Here is an 18,777-nt window from a genome sequence, read left to right as displayed (position 1 = left end):
AATGTACTTAAACAAGAAGCAGGGAGGGAGCAGGAGATCATGAGTGTTTTTCGTCGCATGAGGGATATTACTGTAGCTAATCTAAATGAACGTCTGGAGCAAAGCCAAGATCCCGTGAAACTAATTGATCAATTTCTACATTCAACCCGTGAGGAAATCAGTGAAGCTGAAAGGCTGTACCAGCAATATGCTTCCCACACGAAGCAATTGCAGCAGCAAGTGAACCAAGCAACTGCCATGAGAAACAAACGTGAAGAACAGGCGTTGTTGGCACTGAAAGCAGGCGAGGATCATCTCGCGAAGCTGGCTTTACAAGAAAAGATCATTCACGAGGAAAAACTGGAGCAATACAGCGGGCTGTTAGAACAGAGCAAGCAATCCTTGTTTGAACTTGAAGCACAGCTGAATGAGCTGAAAATAGAGTATCAAACGGTGTACAGCAAACGTCAGTATTATTCGGCACGAATGGAGTCGCTGCGATTGCAGCAACGCATGAATCAAAGAGCCAGTGCTTATGGCAATGGTGGTGATGTTCCCAAAATGTTCGGTCGTCTGGAGGATCAGATGTCGGATTGGGAATTAGAAGCAAAGAGCTTGCGTGATTTGCGGCGCATGGGACAGGAATATGCGGTGCAAGCGGGTGAGACCGTAGCGACCGTACTCGAAAGAGAAATGGCTCGCCTAAAGGAGAAACTGAACAATGGTGGAAAGGAGTAACGCTATGAGTCGATTGTATCGTTCAACTAGAGATAAAGTGATGACGGGTCTTGCAGGTGGATTATCTGAGACACTCGGTATTGATTCCACGTTATTCCGGATTCTATTACTGGTCAGCATTCCGTTCACAGGTGGTGCGGTGATTCCGGTATACTTCATTGCAGCAATGGTCATTCCTAAGGAACCGACGCATTATAATCCTTTTGGACCAGGGCCTGGGGCACCGGGTGGCCCATACGGCGGACCCTACTCAGGCAGACCGGAACATGGACACGGACCACAAGCTACTGGCGGATATGGACCTTATGGACGCCAGCCAAATTACAATCCTAATTTTGAGAAGAACAACGCTTATTCCGCACCGGACTCCGGTTTGGATGCGATGATGAAGGATATTGAGAAGAAGGCTTTGCAAAAAGAAGTAGAAGAACTCAAACAAAAACTGTCTAAATATGAGAAAGGGGAATTGTAAATCATGGGAGTATTTCAAAGAATTAAAGATATGACAAAAGCGTCGGTAAATGACTTGTTGGATAAGGTAGAGGACCCAATTGTAATGCTTAACCAATATCTGCGCGATATGGAGGCTGAGATTCACGAAGCGGAAGTAACAGTTGCTAAACAAATGGCTAACGAACGCCGTATGAAGCAACGTGTGGAAGAAGCAGCAAAAATGTCTGCACAACGTGGATCACAAGCTGAACTGGCACTGAAAAATGGCCAAGAAGAAGTAACTCGCAAGCTGTTGGAAGAAAAAATCTACTTTGACCAAAAGCAAGTGGAATACAGTGATCTTCACGCACAAGCTGAAGTACACGCTAAGGAATTGGTGCAACAACTGCATGACATGAAGGATGAGTTCTACAAGCTGCGCAACAAACGTAATGAGCTTGTATCCCGTGCTCAAATGGCTAAAGCCAAAAAACAAATGTCGCAAATCAGCAGTGTACATTCCATTGAAAGTGGCAGTGCATCACTCGGATTCCACCGGATGGAAGAGAAAATTATGCAGCTTGAGGCTGAAGCAGATGTAATGCGTGCACCTTACAGCCCATCCGCTGCTTATAGCAAACCCGTTGATGTTGAGAAGCAACTGAAAGTGGATGAGCAATTGGCGCTACTGAAAAACAAGCTGAATGATACACCTGCGGCTCCTTCTCTAAACAAAAAAGAACAATAAATCCTGTTCCTAAAACTTGGACGGATATGATATGCTGGACAAGAAGAAGCCATACGGTATGGATCTCCATACCGATATGGCTTTTATAGCGGCTTGCTATAATATTTAACGGTGATAATATTCCTCATAGTGACGGATATCTATCCGATATAAAATGAGTTTTGCTTCGCAAAACTTTTAGGAGGTGCGAAATGGATAAACGAAACCGTTTGATTGCCATCGGACTGATTGCTGTTGGCTGCATGATGATTTTTGGTAGATGGCTCGGCTTTTTCTCCATTGTCGCGCTTCTGTTCCTGCTGCTGGGCGTCTACCGTACGACATCAGGCAAAGTAAAGCAGGGCTATAAACTGCTCGGGATAGGTGCTGTATTGCTTTTGCTGGACCATTTGGTGCTCGTGCTGGGGATTTGCTTAATCTCACTTGGGATGTTTTTCACCAAATCCAAAAGAGTGCAGCGCAAGGAAGGGTTTATGCAGAAGCAGAACTTTTCATCCAGATTTGACTGGGACCGCTCACCTTGGGTGATGCACAGCCTTAGCTCTTGGCATGTACTGGGTGAGGCCGATGTGGATCTTTCATTAGCTATGGCGGATCATAAGGAAACGGTCATGCTGTTTCAGGGGATTTTTGGCGATATGGACATTAACCTGTCCGATGATTACGGCGTGGAAATTGAAGCTTTTGTGCTCTTTGGGTCCATTGAATTCGGCAACCAGCGGGATACAGGAATGTTAAACCGTCTGAATTGGAAATCAGCCAATTATGACAGCAGTGAATACAAAGTGAAATTTAGTGTTTCTTATTTAATGGGAGATCTAGATGTACGTTTATCCTGATAAGCTTGATAGAGAAGGGAGAGTCCCCGTATGGAAAAAAAGAACAAAAACATGATATCACGCAGCATGGGTGAGGGGGCTCTGTTCTCTTTTGTCATGCTGCTTGTGATAATGTATGTCATGTATACATATGGCTATTTGAAGCCTTTTGAAAGCTGGAAATTTGGCGTGCGGACAGCCGTTACCCTAATTCTTCTGCCTATGGGCTTTGGGATTGGTTATGGCTTTTATCAGAGCTTTCGTGTGAAGCGGCAGTTGGAACGTCTTAGGCAGACCCTCGTATTATGGGAAAAGGGAAATTTGACGCTGTCCATGCCGGATCTAGGTGATGATGAGCTGGGAAGGCTCGGAGAACAGCTTGGCCGGATTAGCGGCAAATGGGAGAATCAAGTGACGACGCTGCAGCGGTTGTCCACGAATAACGCGAAGCTTGCGGAGCAGGCGCGGGTATCTGCTATTATGGAGGAACGGCAGCGGCTTGCGCGTGAACTACACGACGCTGTTTCCCAGCAGCTATTTGCAATCTCCATGACTGCCACGGCGGTAGGCCGGACGTTGGAGAAAGATTTCGATAAAGCCCAGCGGCAAATTGCGCTTATAGAAGAAATGTCTGCCGTAGCCCAATCGGAGATGAGGGCGTTGCTGCTGCATTTGAGACCTGTTTATTTGGAAGGAAAGGGACTCGAACAAGGTCTGCAGGAATTGATCAAGGAGCTTAAGGTCAAGGTACCGATCGAAATTGTATTTGAGATGGACCCTGATGTGCAGCTGTTAAAAGGGGTAGAGAATCACTTGTTCCGTATCGTCCAAGAGGCGATTTCTAATACACTTCGTCATGCGAAAGCAGAAAAAATAGAAATCCGGCTGCATAGACGGGGAGATACAGTTCGCTTGACGTTGCGTGATGATGGGATCGGCTTTGAGATGGACGACACCAAACAAGCTTCCTATGGTTTGTCGAACATGCAGGAGCGGATTAATGAAATCGGAGGCTCCATTCAGTTCATTACCGCTCCGGGTAAAGGGATGCGTATTGAAATTACCGTTCCGTTAGTCAATGAATAATAGGAGGAAAGAGTAACCATGGAGATGGAGGAAGCAATTAAAGTACTACTCGTAGATGATCATGAGATGGTACGGATCGGGCTAGCAGCTGTTTTAGGTACCGAGGATGGAATTGAGGTCGTAGGTGAGGCTGGAAGTGGAGAAGAAGGTATTCGGCTGGCTCAAGAGTACAATCCCGATGTGGTCTTAATGGATCTCGTAATGGATGGGATGGATGGCATAGAAACGACTAAACAGCTGATGAAGCAATACCCAGAGATCAAAGTTATTGTTCTTACAAGCTATTTGGATGATGAAAAGATGTATCCTGTTATTGAAGCGGGTGCCTTTAGTTATCTGCTGAAGACTTCGCGGGCTAGTGAAGTGGCGGATGCGATCCGCGCTGCGGCAAGAGGACAGTCCGTGCTCGAGTCACAGGTGGCCTCTAAAATGATGAACCGTTTTCGAAACAATGCAAAAGGAGAATCACCTGCTTATAAAGAGCTTACGGAGCGCGAGATGGAAGTATTACGTCTGTTGGCGCAGGGTAAATCGAATCAGGATATTGCTGATCAACTAATTATTGGAATCAAAACTGTGAAATTTCATGTAACGAATATTCTCGCGAAGCTGGGCGTGGAAGACCGGACCCAAGCAGCAATTTATGCATATAAAAATGGACTAGCTGAATAACAACAAAGGACTGAAGCCTCTGCTTCAGTCTTTTTTTATAATATAAGAAAGTAGTTTTGGGGCCTCCGCAAAGTATCTGAGTACGCATTGAAACAAATCCCTCTCTTTGTGGGAATATTTCAGGTATAGAATCTCCTAATTCGAACATACTGTCTAGTAGATTGCTAGAGAGGTTCGAAGGGAGAATGACATATGCGGAAGATGAAGCTGAACAACGGAACAAAAAAAGGGACTTTTTTTATAATGATAATCGTGTGCTGCGCTGCGGCTCTGCTAGTTAATCTGCAAAGTGTTAAAGCGAATTCAACCGTTCCTGATGAGGGCGTTAACCAAGCTTCAATAGGAGCCGAACTGAATCATGCTCTTGTGAGTTTAATAGATCTCGGAAAAGAAACAACCGTTTCTGATTCTCCGCTGCGTCTAGTGTTAAAGTGGCAGGGAGAAAGCAGCGATTACGCGGACCTGTCTGCCGAAGTTGCTAAGCTAAGTACAAACCTCGGATTGACTGTACCGGCAGGTACTGAGGAAGATGGACATATGACTTATCGTACAGAAGCTGTAAAACCATATGAATCGCGGCTCTCCTTATTTTGGAGTGAGCTTAGTGCAGGAAACAGTTATGTGATTGTAACGTTAGATACGGCTGATCTGCAAAATGAAGCTGGCTTTCAAGCGGCTGCTCGTGAAGTAAGTATGATTCTTGAACAGAATAAAATTAAGGCCGAATGGAATGTATCCCTTCAAGGAAGCGCGCAAGAACAGGGAGCACCTGAAAAAGTTCTAGCACAGACGGAGTCATTGATGCATGACCGGTTTGAAGCTGTGACCGGAGGAGAAAGCTACAAGGATATCTCAACGGTTAGCCGTACGTACTCGATTCCTAATTTGAATCGCTCTGTGATGAGTGGAAATCAGTCAGTTTCTGCCCAAATCGCAGTGCATCATGAAGATCAGAAGGGGACAAACCGCGTAACTATAGGCTTTCCTTTAATAACCATCGAATATTGACATTTTTCTCTTATATAAGCGCAGGTTTAGTTAATAATAAGAAATATTAATTGAAATTTGCGAAATCCCGAGAGTATTTGTCAGGAATGTGATAGCATCCTTTTTAGGAATATGCTAAAATGACATAACGTCGTTATTCACCTTATGTTAGTATCGACGCTGAGCATGTCAATAAACTATATTACATACAGAAAGATGAGGAGCCATGGCTGAAAATCAAACCCTTGATGCACTGCACACACCCGGTGCTGTCTTTTTTATCTTTGGGGCAACCGGAGACTTAGCCCGGCGTAAGCTTTTCCCGGCGATTTACAGCTTGTACCGTGAAGGTAAGCTGGCACAAGATTTTGCGGTAATTGGCGTGGCGCGGCGCCCGCGTACTCAGGAAGAATTTAGAAGTGATGTGAAGGAATCCATCCTTGAATTCTGCCGTTACAAAGCGGGAGAAGAGAGCGAATGGAATGAATTTGTACAGCATTTCGAATACAAATCTCTGGACATAAACAATATTGATGGTTTCCGCGAGCTAAGAGCACAAACTGAAGTTCTTGAAGAGAAATTCAGTATTCCGGGCAATCGGATGTTCTATCTTGCGCTGGCGCCTGAATTATTCGGCAGTGTCTCCTTCAACCTTAAAGCTGGCGGGATGCTGGATAGTACGGGTTGGAATCGCCTCGTAATTGAGAAGCCTTTTGGCTATAATCTGGAGTCGGCTGAACAGCTGAACGAACAGATTCGTCAGGTCTTCAAAGAAGAGGAAATTTACCGGATTGACCACTATCTTGGTAAAGAAATGGTACAGAATATCGAAGTGATTCGTTTTGCTAATGCTTTTTTCGAACCGCTCTGGAATAATAAACATATTGCCAATATTCAAATTACACTTGGCGAAACCGTAGGTGTAGAAGAACGCGGTGGTTACTATGACCATGCGGGAGCCTTACGGGACATGGGCCAGAATCATATACTGCAACTACTGACTATGATTGCTATGGAACCACCAAGCCGTCTGCTCGCAGAAGATATTCGTGATGAGAAAGTGAAGGTACTTCGTTCCCTTCGTCCTTATGCGACATCTGATGAGGTTCGTGAGAATGTCGTAAGAGCACAATATATTCAAGGCTTACACCAAGGCAAAACCCTTCCTGCTTACCGTCAGGAAGATAAGGTTGATCCTGAGTCGAATACAGAGACGTATTTTGCTGCCCGTGTATTTGTAGATAACTTCCGCTGGGCTGGAGTTCCTTTCTACATCCGTACAGGTAAACGTCTCCCGGTGAAGACGACGGAAGTGGTAGTTGAGTTCAAAGGTATGCCAACCAACGTTTATTTGGGACAAAAGCATAAACTTGAGCCTAACCTCCTTGTAATCCGTGTGAACCCAATGGAAGGCATTTACGTAAAGATTAATGCCAAGAAACCGGGTTCCGAGTCTGAGATTCAACCGCTGGCTATGGACTTCTGTCAGAGCTGCCTGGTTGGAATCAATTCTCCGGAAGCATATGAGCGCTTGCTACATGATGCGGCACGCGGAGATTCAACTTATTTCACTCGTTGGGATGAGGTATCCTCGGCATGGTCGTTCGTGGATCGTATTGCGAAAGCATGGAGCGAAGAGTCTAGCGACTTATCTTCTTATCCTGCTGGCTCTTGGGGTCCAGTGGAAGCAGATGAACTGCTTGCTAAAGAAGGTTTCCATTGGTGGCCTGTAAACGGCCAAGATGAAGATAATGTGGTTTGGCTGAAGAATAACTAAACCTTGAGTTAATGCTATCTCCCTGCAGAGGATGCAGGGAGATTTTTTGTAATGCTAAGATCTAAAAGATTGGACTTCAGACGGTTTTTGGGGGATCTGGGCACTTTTCTAATAACTGCACTTTGTACAATTAAAATCGCTTATCTCGTTGTGATTAGTCTTTTAGATGTATTTTCTGCAACTATAATCACCGGATAAGGCGGAAAAGCGTGCACAACTTAATTTTAATTGCATCAAATGCAACTAAAGGCTAATGAAAATGCTAATACTTCAAGTAAGTGTAGGAAATACATCTATTTTTTTGAGCAATGATATGTGGGGATCATAATCCAGACCATTCGGGAGATATTTTGCGGCACGCGCTTTTTAGTAGATAATGTCTGCCGGATTTTGATATACTTTAGAGGATGCTTTCACTTGAAGCGGACTGGAGCTAGACCTAAGAGCTATTCATTCAGAAATGAAGGGGTATGAACAATGAGCAGAGCACCGATTTGATGAACCCCAGTGTAATTGAAGCAGAAGCAGGAATTTTATATATGAAGGGATATGTGTAATGAACAAAGCAATAGATCAGAAGCTGCAAAAGGAAGTGGATAGACGCAGAACCTTTGCGATCATTTCCCACCCGGATGCGGGTAAAACAACTTTAACGGAGAAACTGCTGTTATTCGGTGGCGCGATCCGTCTGGCGGGAACGGTTAAGGCCCGTAAAGCGAATAAACATGCGACGAGTGACTGGATGGAAATTGAGAAGCAGCGGGGGATTTCTGTAACGTCTTCCGTAATGCAGTTTGATTATTTGAATCATCGCGTGAACATTTTGGATACACCGGGTCACCAAGACTTCAGTGAGGACACCTATCGTACCCTAACTGCAGCGGATAGTGCGGTCATGCTTATTGACGTGGCAAAAGGTGTGGAAGCCCAAACTACCAAACTGTTTCAGGTATGTGCTAAACGGGGCATTCCGATCTTTACCTTTATTAACAAGCTGGACCGTGAAGGACGTAGCCCGTTTGATCTGATGGAAGAGCTGGAGCAGGTTCTTGGTATTCGTTCTGTGCCAATGAACTGGCCGATCGGTAGTGGACGTGAGCTATGCGGCGTATATGACCGGATGAAAAATCAGGTAGAGCTGTTCCAAGGTGACGATCACTCCATAATCAAGGTTCAAAAGGTTGACGGATACCGTGATCCAATCATTCGTGAAATGGCTGGAGAGTATCTGCATGATCAACTGTGTCAGGATCTGGAGCTGCTGGATGTAGCAGGCGATGCTTTTGACTATGAAAAAGTATTAAGTGGTGAACTCACACCTGTGTTCTTTGGCAGTGCGATCAACAATTTTGGCGTACAGACTTTCCTCGATAATTTCTTGGATCTGGCACCGAAGCCTGAACCACGCCGCAGTACTACAGGGGTAGTAGAACCAACGAATGAGAAATTCACTGGTTATGTGTTCAAAATTCAAGCGAATATGAACCCGGCTCACCGTGACCGGATTGCTTTTCTGCGTATTGTGTCCGGGAAATTCGAACGGGGTATGAGCGTGAAGCATGTACGTGCCGGTAAAGATATCAAGCTGGCGCAACCGCAGCAATTTTTGGCGCAAGACCGCGATATCGTAGAGGAAGCTTATCCGGGAGATATCATCGGTCTGTTTGATCCAGGTATTTTTAGAATTGGTGATACATTGAGCCAAGCAGGAGATATGGAATTCGATGAGCTGCCAACGTTCTCACCAGAGATTTTTGCTAAAGTGAGTATTAAAAATGCGTTGAAATCGAAGCAGTTCCAGAAGGGTGTCGATCAGCTGACTGAAGAGGGCATGATCCAGGTGTTCCGCACGGTCAACTTTGACGATATTTTGCTTGGTGTAGTTGGACAACTGCAGTTTGAAGTGTTTGAGTACCGCATGAAGGGTGAATATGGTGTGGATGTTCAGTTGCAGAGAATGCCATACCAGTTTGCACGTTGGATCGTAGATGATACTAAGCCGGATGCGAGCAAATTCAGAATCAACTCAACGTTGGTGACGGATAAGAAGGGCAATTTTGTCGTGTTGTTCGAGAACGAATATGCTATGCGGACAGCGATGGATAAGAACCCGACAGCTAAATTCCTGGAAATGGCTCCAAAAGCATTACTATAATTAGGACGCTATAACTTGCTGAATGTTAAAATAAAACCTCCGCCTCCATAGGTGAAGTTACACCATGGTGAGCGGAGGTTTTTGACTAGTTGCGGTCAGTTTACGATGTGATATTCCCAGGGGTAATGGTCTCCAGGTGATCATGTAGCATGGTAACCAACCTATCTTGCTTAGCGGGGTCTAAATCCTTCCAGATCATTTCGAACACGGCGCCAAGTCCCGGGAGTGCTGCCTCCGGACCGTCCACAGAGCCTTCAATCATATGACGTAAATCCTCTTCAGATTGACCGTGCACTTTATGAAGAATCGCCTGACGCAAGTCAATGGTAACGGGCATAATGTACCTCCTTTTTTGAAAATATAGTGATATTGACCTCGTTATAATGTGCCCTGCAATGGAGCTGGAAATTCAAGTTTTTGTCCAAATATAAGATAGTATAAGTTTGACACATATATATCATCCTTATATTTCTACGAGAAACGGTTGTCATCCATAAAGGACGGCAATGACGTTTCTTCTTGGCTTATGCTATACTGTTTGAGATATAGAATGCTACGGGAGGTACATAGACATGGCCAAAAAACAATATGCCGTCATCGGTATGGGGCGTTTCGGATCTAGTGTTGCTAAGGCGCTCAGCGGCATGGGGTTTGATGTACTTGCGATTGATGCTGACGAGCAGCGAACACAGGAGATTTCAAGTATTGTAACTCATGCCGTATCTGCAGATTCCACGGATGAGGAGGCGCTGCGTGCCCTTGGTATTCGCAATTTTGATGTGGTGGTTGTAGCCATTGGCGAGGACATTCAAGCTAGCATCCTGACAACACTTATTCTAAAAGACCTGGGTGTGCCTGCAATTCTGGCAAAAGCCAAAGGTGAACTGCACGGCAAAGTATTAAGCAAAATTGGTGCGGACAAGGTGATTTATCCTGAACGGGATATGGGAATGCGGGTTGCGCATCATCTTGCTTCGCCTAATATATTGGATTATATTGAGCTGTCGCCGGACTACAGTATTCTGGATATGAAGGTATCCGGACCGATGCTCGGAAAAAATCTACAGGAGCTCGACATCCGCGCAAGATTTGGCTGCAACGTAATGGCCATCCGCCAAGGTGAAGAAATGAACATCTCTCCCCGTGCAGAGGATCGCCTGATCGATGGCGATATCCTTGTTATTGTTGGGCATAAGGATAATTTGACGAAGCTGGAGATGGCGTATCAGTAGGAACAAAGAATAAATGGCAAGGCAGAAGAAAGGAAGACTTTATGGAAATCATGTCTCCGCAAAATACGCGGGTTAAAGAGTGGGCCGGGCTGCAGGAGAAAAAGCACCGTGACAAGGCTCGTAAATATATCGTAGAGGGCGTTCATCTGGTTCAGGAAGCACTGCTGGCTGAAGCAGATGTGGAATGCCTTGCTTATGACCTCGACAAGGGAATGCCAGCTGAACTTAAGGGGCTGCTTCAGGCCGTTCAGGGAATGGAAGTGATTGGTGTCTCGGCGGCGATCATCTCAAAATGCAGCAGCACCAATACGCCGCAGCCTGTATTTGCCATCGTGCGGAAGGAACAGCAGGCTGTAGAAGCTATCCTAGCGAAGAAGGATAGCCTTGTGGTTGTGCTGGACGGCGTGCAGGATCCCGGCAATGTCGGCACCATTATCCGCAGCGCGGATGCAGCGGGAGCAGACGGCGTGATCCTCGGACAAGGCTGTGCCGACCTCTATAATCCAAAGACCATCCGGTCCACGATGGGCTCGATGTTCCATCTTCCGGTGGTGGAGGGAGAGTTAAGTGAGATTTTGCCACAGGCCCGGGAAAATGGGGCGCTGCTGGTGAGCACTTCGCTGCAGGGCGAAGAATCGTGCTATGAGCACGATTTCCACGGCACCCAGTGGCTGCTGATTGGCAGCGAGGGTAAAGGCATCTCACCGGAAACGGTGCGTCTCGTGGACAAGAGTATCATCATCCCGATGGCAGGCCGCGCGGAATCGCTGAACGCCGCAATGGCGGCGACGATTTTGCTGTTTGAGGGAATGAGACAGCGGGGATAAATTATCACCGTTTGGAACGTAGTTTTTCACAGTAAATCCCGTCCTGATGATCAAGATAATCTTGATCATCAGGACTTTTTTATAATCCTGCAACAGTATTGGCCTGGCCATTTCCATTCTCAATACTTATATATTCTTTAGAAATTACTATTTTTCGAATATTCATATGTCATTCTTTTTTACGACAAATATATACGAATGTTGGAGGAAAAGTGTAAGGCACAAATTCAATTTTCTCAATAAGCAGTTGTTTAGCCCATCTTTTTTTCATGTGCAGCGAGTGCTGATATGCAACTAAAATTCCGCCTGGTTTAAGTGACTTAACAATCTGATGTAGGATTTTGTCACGCGTTTCAATTGAAAAATTAAAAAATGGTAATCCGCAAATTATGCAATCTAACTCACGGATGCTTTCCTGATTCAATTTCTTAAGTAAGTAGCTGGCGTTGGAATGGAAAATGTATTCCGGATAAATTGCTTTTAAGTGTTCTCTCATTTTTTTATTCCGCTCAAACAAAAGCACTTTTGTAGAATTCGTTAATTGTGATGTCATGAGACGTGTAATAGCACCTGTACCAGCTCCAAGCTCTGCAACGGCATTTACATTATGCCATTGTACAGACTGGATTATTTTATTGGCTAATAATGGCGAACTGGGTAGAATATTTCCTACCCGCTTTGGATCTTTGAGGAAGCCTTGTAAGAAAAGTAAGTATTCAGACATAATCAATTAGCAATCCTCTCCGAAAGGCAATCTCAGTTGGAATGTGAAGACGTCATGAGTGTGTTTAAGCGTTAAAGTACCCTTGTGCAACTCAGCAATATTCCTAGCTATCGAAAGACCAAGTCCTGCCCCGGTTTGAATTCCCTGACTTTTTCTTGAGTGGTCAACCTTATAAAATCGTTCAAATAGACGGTTTTCTTGATCCTGTGAGAGGGGAGTCCCTTTATTTTCAATCTCAATGGTACAGTGTTCAGAATCGGTTGTAATTCGTATGCTAATGCTTCCCGGGCTGATGGAATATTTTAAGGCGTTCATAAGTAGATTATCTATGGCTCTGGCTATTTTCTCACTGTCGATTAAGGTGATGATTGGACTCTTATCTATATCTTTTATAAGGTGGACATTGTTTTCTTGAGCGATCGGTTCGAATTCGAATAGCAATTGATTCAAAAGCTGCGACAAATCGATTCTCTCCAGATTTAAACGGGAGTCCACCGAATTAAGTCGGGTATATTCAAACAAATCATCGAGGAGTTTCTTCAAATGAAGCGCCTTGTTATAGGTGTTTTGAATAAAACGTGTATATTCTTTTTTATCTTGGTACGATTCTGTACGTAAAAGCTCAATATACCCGATAATACTTGTAAGAGGGGTGCGTAAGTCGTGTGAAATCCCCGTGATCATCTCCATCTTGGATTTTTCTATTTCGCGTTCCTTGATGATCTTTTGCTCTAAGCGCTCTGCCATCCGGTTGATGTTCAAAGCCACCAGTCCTAGTTCATCTTGGCGAACAACATTTACCCGATAACTCAAATCACCTTCGGATATAATTTGAAGTCCTTGTTCCAGCGCAATTAAATCTTTGACGATTCGCCGGGTCAATGTAAAAAATGTAATAACGAAAATAATGAAAAACATCGGAGTAAGAAGGTAGGCAAGAAAATTGAACACCCAATCCAATTTTGTTGCATTTCCAAAATGAAAGAACAAGATGCTAAGTGAGGTATTTATCGCAATGGTAATTATGAAACTCAACACCATCCTGATTAAAATATTGGACTGAATGCGTTTATTTATTTGTAGATTTCGTATGGTTTTAATCAACTTTGTAACCAACTCCCCAGACTGTCTTAATATACAGAGGTTCTCTTGGATTTTCCTCTAATTTTTCTCTTAAGTTACGAATATGAACCATTACGGTATTGTCAGAATATCCGTAAGGCTCTTTCCATACACTCTCGTAAATTTGCTCCGAACTATAAACTTGCCCAGGCCGGCTTGCAAGCAGGGTTAAAATCGCAAACTCTAGTGGAGTTAATGAAACTTCAATTCCATTTAACTTTACGGAATGTTTACTTTTATCTATGATCAGGTTTTTAATTATAAGCAGAGAGTTGAATTCTTCCTTTCCAATTAAGGACTGGCGCCGTAACTGAGCTTTTACACGGGCCAGTAGTTCCAGTGGATTAAACGGTTTGATCATGTAATCATCTGCCCCGGTAGTTAGACCTGTGATTTTATCAATGTCCTCTTGCTTGGCTGAGAGCATAATAATTGGGATATTTGATATTGCCCTAATTTTGAGACAGGCTGTGATACCATCCATTTGAGGCATCATACATCCAGGATAACCAGTTGAATGGGTGTTGTTTGTATTGTACTCAACGCTTCTTGACCATCTGCGGCTTCAAGCACATGGTAACCTTCATTCCTTAAGTAAACATGAATCACATCTCGAATTTCAGAATCATCATCTGCAACAAGAATTGTATTCAATGGACGCTGCCCCTCTTCTATATTTATTTTATTATGTTTCCCTTTTACGACAGACGTAGACGAAAGCGGGAGGGAAATTAAATGGCACATATTTTATTGTATCAATATTAAAATATTCGGAGAGTTGCTTCTTCATTTGAAGTGAATACTGAAAGGCGATAAATAATCCCTCAGGTTTAAGGGATTGGTAGATCTGTTCAACCAATGTACTTCTTAATTCGGGCTCAAAATTGAAAAAGGGCAGCCCACTAAAAATACAATCTAACTGATGAATATGTGAACTCTTAATTGTTTCTACTAAACTAGCAGCATTATGATAACAGGAAAAGTCCGGATAGCTTGTCTTTAGGTTATTCCTCATGGTTTTATCCATCTCAAATAGTAACACTTTCGTTGTACTAGTTACCTTAGTATTGATTACACGGGTGATTGCACCCGTACCTGATCCAAGTTCAGCGACTGCTTTAACTTTATGCCAAGAGGCTTGGTTAACCATGCTGTGTGCCAGAAACCGGGAACTCGGGGTAACACTGCCTACCTGTTTTGGATCATGAATAAAACTTCTTAAAAATAAGAGTTTTTCATTGAAGCTCATTTGGAATTCCTCCATAATTTTAGAATTAATTTAGATGTTTATTAATTTTGATAGGATGTGATCTCCAAAGTATGTTCCTACAAAAAAGAACAGTAAGGTCCAACTTAAAGCACTGGGATATGAAATAAGGGCGAATCGTTTATAGCTTGTACCGCTGAGCCCGATCAACATGGGAATGATGTAACGTACAACTGGAATAAACATGCCGATATACATAGCTGTACGCCCTCGTTTTTTTAGAATCTGCTCTGCTTTTTTAAAATGTCTATTAGCTTCAAATTTGCACTTCAGCTTTTGCCCAAAGAATTTACCTGCAAAGTAGGCAACCGTAAAGGCCGTTAATAACCCTGACAAAATGCAGAAATAAGTCATCCAGAAATTGATAATCCCCATGTGGCTTAGGGTAGCTCCGGTGAGGATCGTAATTTCATTAGGAATTGGAATTCCAAAAGGGCCTAGCGTGAAAGCAAGATAAAAAATCAGATATCCATACTGATTGATTAGCTCTAAAATGGTATTACTGGCCAATATGCCGCCTCCTTCGCTTACTTCAATACAGAAATCTTAACTAAAAAAACTGAGGAATTAGGTGGGGGAATTCTAAAGAAATCATGAAGAGACTTACAATTCGATAGAATTAGCCAAGGAATCACTCCGACAGTCACAATAAAAAAGTCCTGAGGATCAAGAAACTCATGATCCATCAGGACTTTTTACATAATGACCTAACCTTTCATCATCAAACGAAGCGAAACGATGATGAGAAAAACGGCTAATAGCTTTAGAAGCAGCTTGGCAGGAAGGCGTTTTGCCAGTCGTGCGCCAATTTGACCGCCGATAATTGCGCCAGGTGCTAGGGCTAACACCATAAACCATTCAACATTCAATAAAAAGGCATGTGTTGTGGTGCTTACGATAGCTGACAGGAAAATTTGAAGCATAGAAGTTGCAACAGCGATATGGGGGGCAAAGCCGAGAAGTAAGGTCATTGTCGGAACCATAAGACTCCCGCCGCCAATCCCAAATAGGCTTGCTACAAAGCCAACAAGAAAACTGATGATTATGCCGGTAGGCATATGATAAGCATATTCGAAATGAGCACCGCTATTATCGGAAAAGCTTCGCTTTACGGTTGGTTTGAAAGGCCAATGGAAGGGTTTGTTCGGCTTGAACAAGAGCAATAAAGCGACAAGGATTAAGAAAATCCCGAAGCTTACGAAAAACATTCTCCCGCCCATTTGCTTGGTAAAGAGTGCACCTATTACTGAACCCGGAATCGAGACGGCGGCAAAGGTGAGCGCTGCTTGATAATCGATTCTCTTCTGCTTTGCATACACATAAGTGCTTGAGATGGAGTTGAAAAGCAGCATCGCCATTGATGTTCCAGCCAGATGTGAAGGCTCCATATCAGGAAAAAGGAAAGCCAACGCAGGCACAACGATGAACCCGCCGCCAAGTCCGACCAATGAACCGGAAATGCCAGCTGCTAGCCCGATGACTAAGAGCAGTAAGTAAGTTAGCACAACAGCATGTTCCTTCCTCTGCGTGAATTCTACAATCATTTATCTTACCAGAAAAAACGTCCCGCAAATAAATTGTTTTTTAGCCAAATGCGCTGTTCTGCTGCTAAACGGGGATCATTGTGCATTTGGGACAGGATATCTTTTTTTACAAGTTTGCAGACGGATTGAACAATAGTTTGATCCAGGCTAGCATCTAACCAGAGAATTTCCGCAGACCGGGGATTAGGGGTGTATCGTTGCCAAGTAGGTTGTCCCTCAGCATTAGGATTACCGGTATATAAGAAATGCCGTAAATAGTCCCTCATTAGGGAAGAAAGCATGTTACGCCCAGGCTCGTTATGCTCGGAAATTACTCCCGCAGGGAATCTTTCCTGGACACCGGAAAAGTCACCTGTATAGAAGGGGATGTCTGCACCATGCGGGGCACCAATAAGAAAACGGATGTAAGGATCGATCACTCCGTCTCTTAACCCCCAGGCGAATCGGTAAGCATAAATCGGCATCTCTGGAATTGCGGTTAAAAATATCTCTGTAGTCTGCTCTACATTAAATTCTGCATACAGATCGCTCCCATATTGGACTGATGCTTCATAGAGCTTCTTTTCTTCCACATTTCCGGCTAACTCTTCCTTTTGCACTAGGGAGAAGAAATGAGTATCCCATAAAGTGAACTCGGAGAATTCGCTGGCAGTGCTGCCTAGGATGATCGGCAGGGAAGGGTGATCGCGGTTATTTAGATTGTCGAAGCCACCAATAGGAATGACCGTGCCGTCTTCGATCAAATGAGGAAAAGCAGCCATCTGAAGCCCAGTCTCCTCAATGATTTCGACAAAGTGAAAGGCATTCTGACGATATAGGAAGTCGGAAATCTTATCCGCAGATTGTGTGGAAATCCAGACTCGTGCCTCATCCTGATTGCTGACCATTCCTGTTTTTATTAATAACTCTGTTAAAATGTCATTTGCTTTTTCTTCGCTTTGCTCCGTAACAGCCGTTGTTAAACCCCCACTCATAATAAAAAGCTTATGAAAGAGCCCTCTGCCCAGCGGTGAAAGGTAAGCAGCTAATGCATTTCTTGCACCTGCAGACTGGCCCCCTAATGTTATATTTCCTGGATTCCCCCCAAAGCAAACAATGTTTTTGTGCAGCCACTTTAGCGCATGAAGAACATCGAGGAGACCGTAATTTCCCGAGTCATCCAAGGGGTCCCCGGTTCGGAGTGAGGGATGCCGGAAAAATCCCATTGCTCCTAAACGGTAGTTCACTGTAACCACTATACTATTTGTCTTACACGCCAATTCTCCACCTTGAAAATCCCGTCCCGAACCCCCAATATTTCCGCCGCCGTGGAGGAAGACGAATACGGGTAAGCCTGCCTCGGCATGATCCGGTCGCCAAATATTCAAAAAGAGGCAATCTTCACTGCCGCCAGGTTCCCCTTGAATGAATTGGACACTGTTATTCTTAAAATGGCTTGCAGGCAATACACCTGTCCAAGCTTTTATCTCACGTGGTGCCTTCCATCTGAGCTTATCTATGGGGGGGGCCGCATAAGGAATCCCTAACCATGCAATCGCCCCAAGTTCTGGCAGACGTGTGCCCTTAAGCTGACCGCTGGAGACTGTAATAATTTCTTCCATGGGTTCTCGTGTGCTCATTTATAGTTCCCCTTTCTCCTGCAGATTCTTATGTATTTTTAATTCTCTTTATTATAGTGTTCTGCTATGATGATGAAAAATATATTATTATATATAAAATACATAACTCTAAGGTTATAGAAGAGGGTGGTTTCGTTGGATTTACTTTCGCTTCGGTACTTTCAAACGGTTGCAAAGCTTGAGAATATGACCCGGGCAGCCGAAATACTCCAAATCTCACAGCCTGCTATAAGTAAAATGATCAAAAATCTTGAGGGCGAATTAAACGTCAAATTGTTTGATCGCACAGGAAAATACATTCGATTAAATGAATATGGGAAGCGGTTTCTTGTGAAAGTTGATTCAGCCCTACAAACGTTAGAGGAGGGGAAAACAGAGCTATTGGACTTGTCTGAGAGACCGACAGGAACTGTGGTGATTTTTATCCAGGCGGGTTCCTATTTGCTTCCGGATATGATCACATTATTTCGTCAGAAGTACCCGGAAGCTCAATTTAAGCTATTGCAGCAGGATCAGGAGATCTCACGTTATCCGGCTTTTGATTTGTGTATTTCTTCTACTCCGCTCAAGATTCCAGGAACAGCGTCCACACCGGTATTAACGGAAGAAATCCTGCTGGCGGTTCCTAATGAGCACAGGCTCGCTACCCGCAAAAGTGTACGTCTGATTGAACTCGCGGAAGATGGTTTTATCAGTTTGAAAATAGGCAAGCAGCTGCGCGAAACGACGGATTCTCTCTGTCACGCCGCCGGATTTGCTCCGCGTATCATTTATGAATGCGATGAGCCTTCGATGGTACGCAGTCTAGTCCGTTCGGGACTAGGGGTTTCTTTTATCCCCGCTGTAACTTGGGGTGGTTCTCAAGGATCCTCAGTGGTACTTCTTCCCATTGAAGAACCCATAAGTACCCGCACCATTGAAATCTCATGGTATACCAACCGATACATGACTAATGTCGCTAAAAAGTTCAAGGCCTTTGTTGAGGATTATTACAAGCAGTTAAAAGAAGACAAAATAAAAAAAGAGCCAATAAACCCTAAGGCTTAATTG

19 protein-coding genes and 1 pseudogene are annotated in these 18,777 nt (G+C 44.0%); 12 read left to right on the top strand and 8 right to left on the bottom strand.

Annotated elements, in window-relative coordinates:
• Positions 1–39 precede the first annotated feature (39 nt).
• The 9 genes from NSQ50_RS26615 to NSQ50_RS26575 all read left to right on the top strand — a co-directional run bounded on the left by NSQ50_RS26615 (position 40) and on the right by NSQ50_RS26575 (position 9,392).
• A complete protein-coding gene (locus tag NSQ50_RS26615) occupies positions 40–717 on the top strand; it encodes a PspA/IM30 family protein (RefSeq protein ID WP_036685541.1) in 678 nt (225 codons plus the stop codon).
• 4 nt (positions 718–721) lie between these two features.
• A complete protein-coding gene (locus NSQ50_RS26610) occupies positions 722–1,189 on the top strand; it encodes a PspC domain-containing protein (protein WP_036685653.1) in 468 nt (155 codons plus the stop codon).
• 3 nt (positions 1,190–1,192) lie between these two features.
• Complete coding sequence (locus tag NSQ50_RS26605; protein WP_036685540.1) at positions 1,193–1,897, top strand: PspA/IM30 family protein; 705 nt, start codon at positions 1,193–1,195, stop codon at positions 1,895–1,897.
• A gap of 191 nt (positions 1,898–2,088) precedes the next feature.
• The gene (gene liaF, locus NSQ50_RS26600) at positions 2,089–2,736 is read left to right on the top strand and encodes a cell wall-active antibiotics response protein LiaF (protein WP_036685537.1); all 648 of its coding nucleotides are present in this window, start codon (positions 2,089–2,091) and stop codon (positions 2,734–2,736) included.
• Positions 2,737–2,766: 30 nt separating this feature from the next.
• A complete protein-coding gene (locus NSQ50_RS26595) occupies positions 2,767–3,801 on the top strand; it encodes a sensor histidine kinase (RefSeq protein ID WP_036685535.1) in 1,035 nt (344 codons plus the stop codon).
• Between the two features lie 18 nt (positions 3,802–3,819).
• Positions 3,820–4,473: a response regulator gene (locus tag NSQ50_RS26590; RefSeq protein WP_036685532.1), complete on the top strand. Its 654-nt coding sequence runs from the start codon at positions 3,820–3,822 to the stop codon at positions 4,471–4,473.
• Between the two features lie 192 nt (positions 4,474–4,665).
• Positions 4,666–5,481 carry a YwmB family TATA-box binding protein gene (locus tag NSQ50_RS26585; protein ID WP_036685529.1) on the top strand — a complete coding sequence of 272 codons (816 nt, stop codon included), beginning with the start codon at positions 4,666–4,668 and terminating at the stop codon, positions 5,479–5,481.
• A 205-nt stretch (positions 5,482–5,686) separates the two neighbouring features.
• Positions 5,687–7,237 (top strand): glucose-6-phosphate dehydrogenase, encoded by a 1,551-nt coding sequence (gene zwf / locus NSQ50_RS26580; protein ID WP_036685526.1) that lies wholly within the window; start codon positions 5,687–5,689, stop codon positions 7,235–7,237.
• Between the two features lie 556 nt (positions 7,238–7,793).
• A complete protein-coding gene (locus tag NSQ50_RS26575) occupies positions 7,794–9,392 on the top strand; it encodes a peptide chain release factor 3 (protein ID WP_036685523.1) in 1,599 nt (532 codons plus the stop codon).
• Positions 9,393–9,492: 100 nt separating this feature from the next.
• Here NSQ50_RS26575 and NSQ50_RS26570 read toward each other — a convergent pair whose 3' ends face one another.
• Positions 9,493–9,729 carry a small acid-soluble spore protein SspI gene (locus tag NSQ50_RS26570; protein WP_036685520.1) on the bottom strand — a complete coding sequence of 79 codons (237 nt, stop codon included), beginning with the start codon at positions 9,727–9,729 and terminating at the stop codon, positions 9,493–9,495.
• 235 nt (positions 9,730–9,964) lie between these two features.
• On the opposite strand from NSQ50_RS26570, the gene NSQ50_RS26565 reads away from it, so the two are divergent.
• Together NSQ50_RS26565 and NSQ50_RS26560 are read left to right on the top strand one after the other, a co-directional pair.
• On the top strand, positions 9,965–10,624 hold the full coding sequence (locus NSQ50_RS26565; RefSeq protein ID WP_036685517.1) for a potassium channel family protein: 660 nt from the start codon (positions 9,965–9,967) through the stop codon (positions 10,622–10,624).
• A 41-nt stretch (positions 10,625–10,665) separates the two neighbouring features.
• On the top strand, positions 10,666–11,451 hold the full coding sequence (locus NSQ50_RS26560) for a TrmH family RNA methyltransferase (RefSeq protein WP_076223518.1): 786 nt from the start codon (positions 10,666–10,668) through the stop codon (positions 11,449–11,451).
• Positions 11,452–11,620: 169 nt separating this feature from the next.
• Here the strand turns inward: NSQ50_RS26560 and NSQ50_RS26555 are convergent, their stop codons facing one another.
• The 7 genes and pseudogenes from NSQ50_RS26555 to NSQ50_RS26525 all read right to left on the bottom strand — a co-directional run bounded on the left by NSQ50_RS26555 (position 11,621) and on the right by NSQ50_RS26525 (position 17,727).
• Positions 11,621–12,175, bottom strand: coding sequence for a class I SAM-dependent methyltransferase (locus NSQ50_RS26555; protein WP_081386895.1), 555 nt, complete (start codon positions 12,173–12,175; stop codon positions 11,621–11,623).
• 6 nt (positions 12,176–12,181) lie between these two features.
• Entirely contained in the window at positions 12,182–13,216 is a 1,035-nt protein-coding gene (locus NSQ50_RS26550) for a sensor histidine kinase (RefSeq protein WP_143760494.1), read from the bottom strand.
• A 55-nt stretch (positions 13,217–13,271) separates the two neighbouring features.
• Positions 13,272–13,951, bottom strand: a pseudogene (locus tag NSQ50_RS26545) (response regulator).
• A 31-nt stretch (positions 13,952–13,982) separates the two neighbouring features.
• The gene (locus NSQ50_RS26540; protein WP_076223512.1) at positions 13,983–14,546 is read right to left on the bottom strand and encodes a class I SAM-dependent methyltransferase; all 564 of its coding nucleotides are present in this window, start codon (positions 14,544–14,546) and stop codon (positions 13,983–13,985) included.
• A 30-nt stretch (positions 14,547–14,576) separates the two neighbouring features.
• Positions 14,577–15,074 (bottom strand): DedA family protein, encoded by a 498-nt coding sequence (locus NSQ50_RS26535; RefSeq protein ID WP_036685454.1) that lies wholly within the window; start codon positions 15,072–15,074, stop codon positions 14,577–14,579.
• Positions 15,075–15,271: 197 nt separating this feature from the next.
• The gene (locus NSQ50_RS26530) at positions 15,272–16,108 is read right to left on the bottom strand and encodes a sulfite exporter TauE/SafE family protein (RefSeq protein ID WP_063829827.1); all 837 of its coding nucleotides are present in this window, start codon (positions 16,106–16,108) and stop codon (positions 15,272–15,274) included.
• Positions 16,109–16,113: 5 nt separating this feature from the next.
• The gene (locus NSQ50_RS26525; protein ID WP_076178955.1) at positions 16,114–17,727 is read right to left on the bottom strand and encodes a carboxylesterase family protein; all 1,614 of its coding nucleotides are present in this window, start codon (positions 17,725–17,727) and stop codon (positions 16,114–16,116) included.
• Positions 17,728–17,862: 135 nt separating this feature from the next.
• Here NSQ50_RS26525 and NSQ50_RS26520 point away from each other — a divergent pair, with 135 nt between their 5' ends.
• Positions 17,863–18,774, top strand: a complete 912-nt coding sequence (locus tag NSQ50_RS26520; protein ID WP_036685451.1) for a LysR family transcriptional regulator — start codon at positions 17,863–17,865, stop codon at positions 18,772–18,774.
• Positions 18,775–18,777: the final 3 nt, after the last annotated feature.

The organism is Paenibacillus sp. FSL R10-2788 (assembly GCF_038003885.1).
GTDB lineage: Bacteria > Bacillota > Bacilli > Paenibacillales > Paenibacillaceae > Paenibacillus_AQ > Paenibacillus_AQ odorifer.
Note: the sequence above shows the minus strand (reverse complement) of the source record. Positions and strands in the feature narration are given on the sequence as shown.

Excerpts from the sequence above, each read along its gene's own strand:
- NSQ50_RS26585 (WP_036685529.1), top strand. The coding sequence starts at position 4,666 with ATGCGGAAGATGAAGCTGAACAACGGAACAAAAAAAGGGACTTTTTTT.
- NSQ50_RS26555 (WP_081386895.1), bottom strand. The coding sequence starts at position 12,175 with ATGTCTGAATACTTACTTTTCTTACAAGGCTTCCTCAAAGATCCAAAG.
- NSQ50_RS26590 (WP_036685532.1), top strand. The coding sequence starts at position 3,820 with ATGGAGATGGAGGAAGCAATTAAAGTACTACTCGTAGATGATCATGAG.
- NSQ50_RS26610 (WP_036685653.1), top strand. The coding sequence starts at position 722 with ATGAGTCGATTGTATCGTTCAACTAGAGATAAAGTGATGACGGGTCTT.
- NSQ50_RS26540 (WP_076223512.1), bottom strand. The coding sequence starts at position 14,546 with ATGAGCTTCAATGAAAAACTCTTATTTTTAAGAAGTTTTATTCATGAT.
- NSQ50_RS26605 (WP_036685540.1), top strand. The coding sequence starts at position 1,193 with ATGGGAGTATTTCAAAGAATTAAAGATATGACAAAAGCGTCGGTAAAT.
- zwf (WP_036685526.1), top strand. The coding sequence starts at position 5,687 with ATGGCTGAAAATCAAACCCTTGATGCACTGCACACACCCGGTGCTGTC.
- NSQ50_RS26565 (WP_036685517.1), top strand. The coding sequence starts at position 9,965 with ATGGCCAAAAAACAATATGCCGTCATCGGTATGGGGCGTTTCGGATCT.
- NSQ50_RS26525 (WP_076178955.1), bottom strand. The coding sequence starts at position 17,727 with ATGAGCACACGAGAACCCATGGAAGAAATTATTACAGTCTCCAGCGGT.
- NSQ50_RS26615 (WP_036685541.1), top strand. The coding sequence starts at position 40 with ATGAGTGTTTTTCGTCGCATGAGGGATATTACTGTAGCTAATCTAAAT.
- NSQ50_RS26530 (WP_063829827.1), bottom strand. The coding sequence starts at position 16,108 with ATGATTGTAGAATTCACGCAGAGGAAGGAACATGCTGTTGTGCTAACT.
- liaF (WP_036685537.1), top strand. The coding sequence starts at position 2,089 with ATGGATAAACGAAACCGTTTGATTGCCATCGGACTGATTGCTGTTGGC.
- NSQ50_RS26560 (WP_076223518.1), top strand. The coding sequence starts at position 10,666 with ATGGAAATCATGTCTCCGCAAAATACGCGGGTTAAAGAGTGGGCCGGG.
- NSQ50_RS26595 (WP_036685535.1), top strand. The coding sequence starts at position 2,767 with ATGGAAAAAAAGAACAAAAACATGATATCACGCAGCATGGGTGAGGGG.
- NSQ50_RS26575 (WP_036685523.1), top strand. The coding sequence starts at position 7,794 with ATGAACAAAGCAATAGATCAGAAGCTGCAAAAGGAAGTGGATAGACGC.
- NSQ50_RS26550 (WP_143760494.1), bottom strand. The coding sequence starts at position 13,216 with ATGGTGTTGAGTTTCATAATTACCATTGCGATAAATACCTCACTTAGC.
- NSQ50_RS26570 (WP_036685520.1), bottom strand. The coding sequence starts at position 9,729 with ATGCCCGTTACCATTGACTTGCGTCAGGCGATTCTTCATAAAGTGCAC.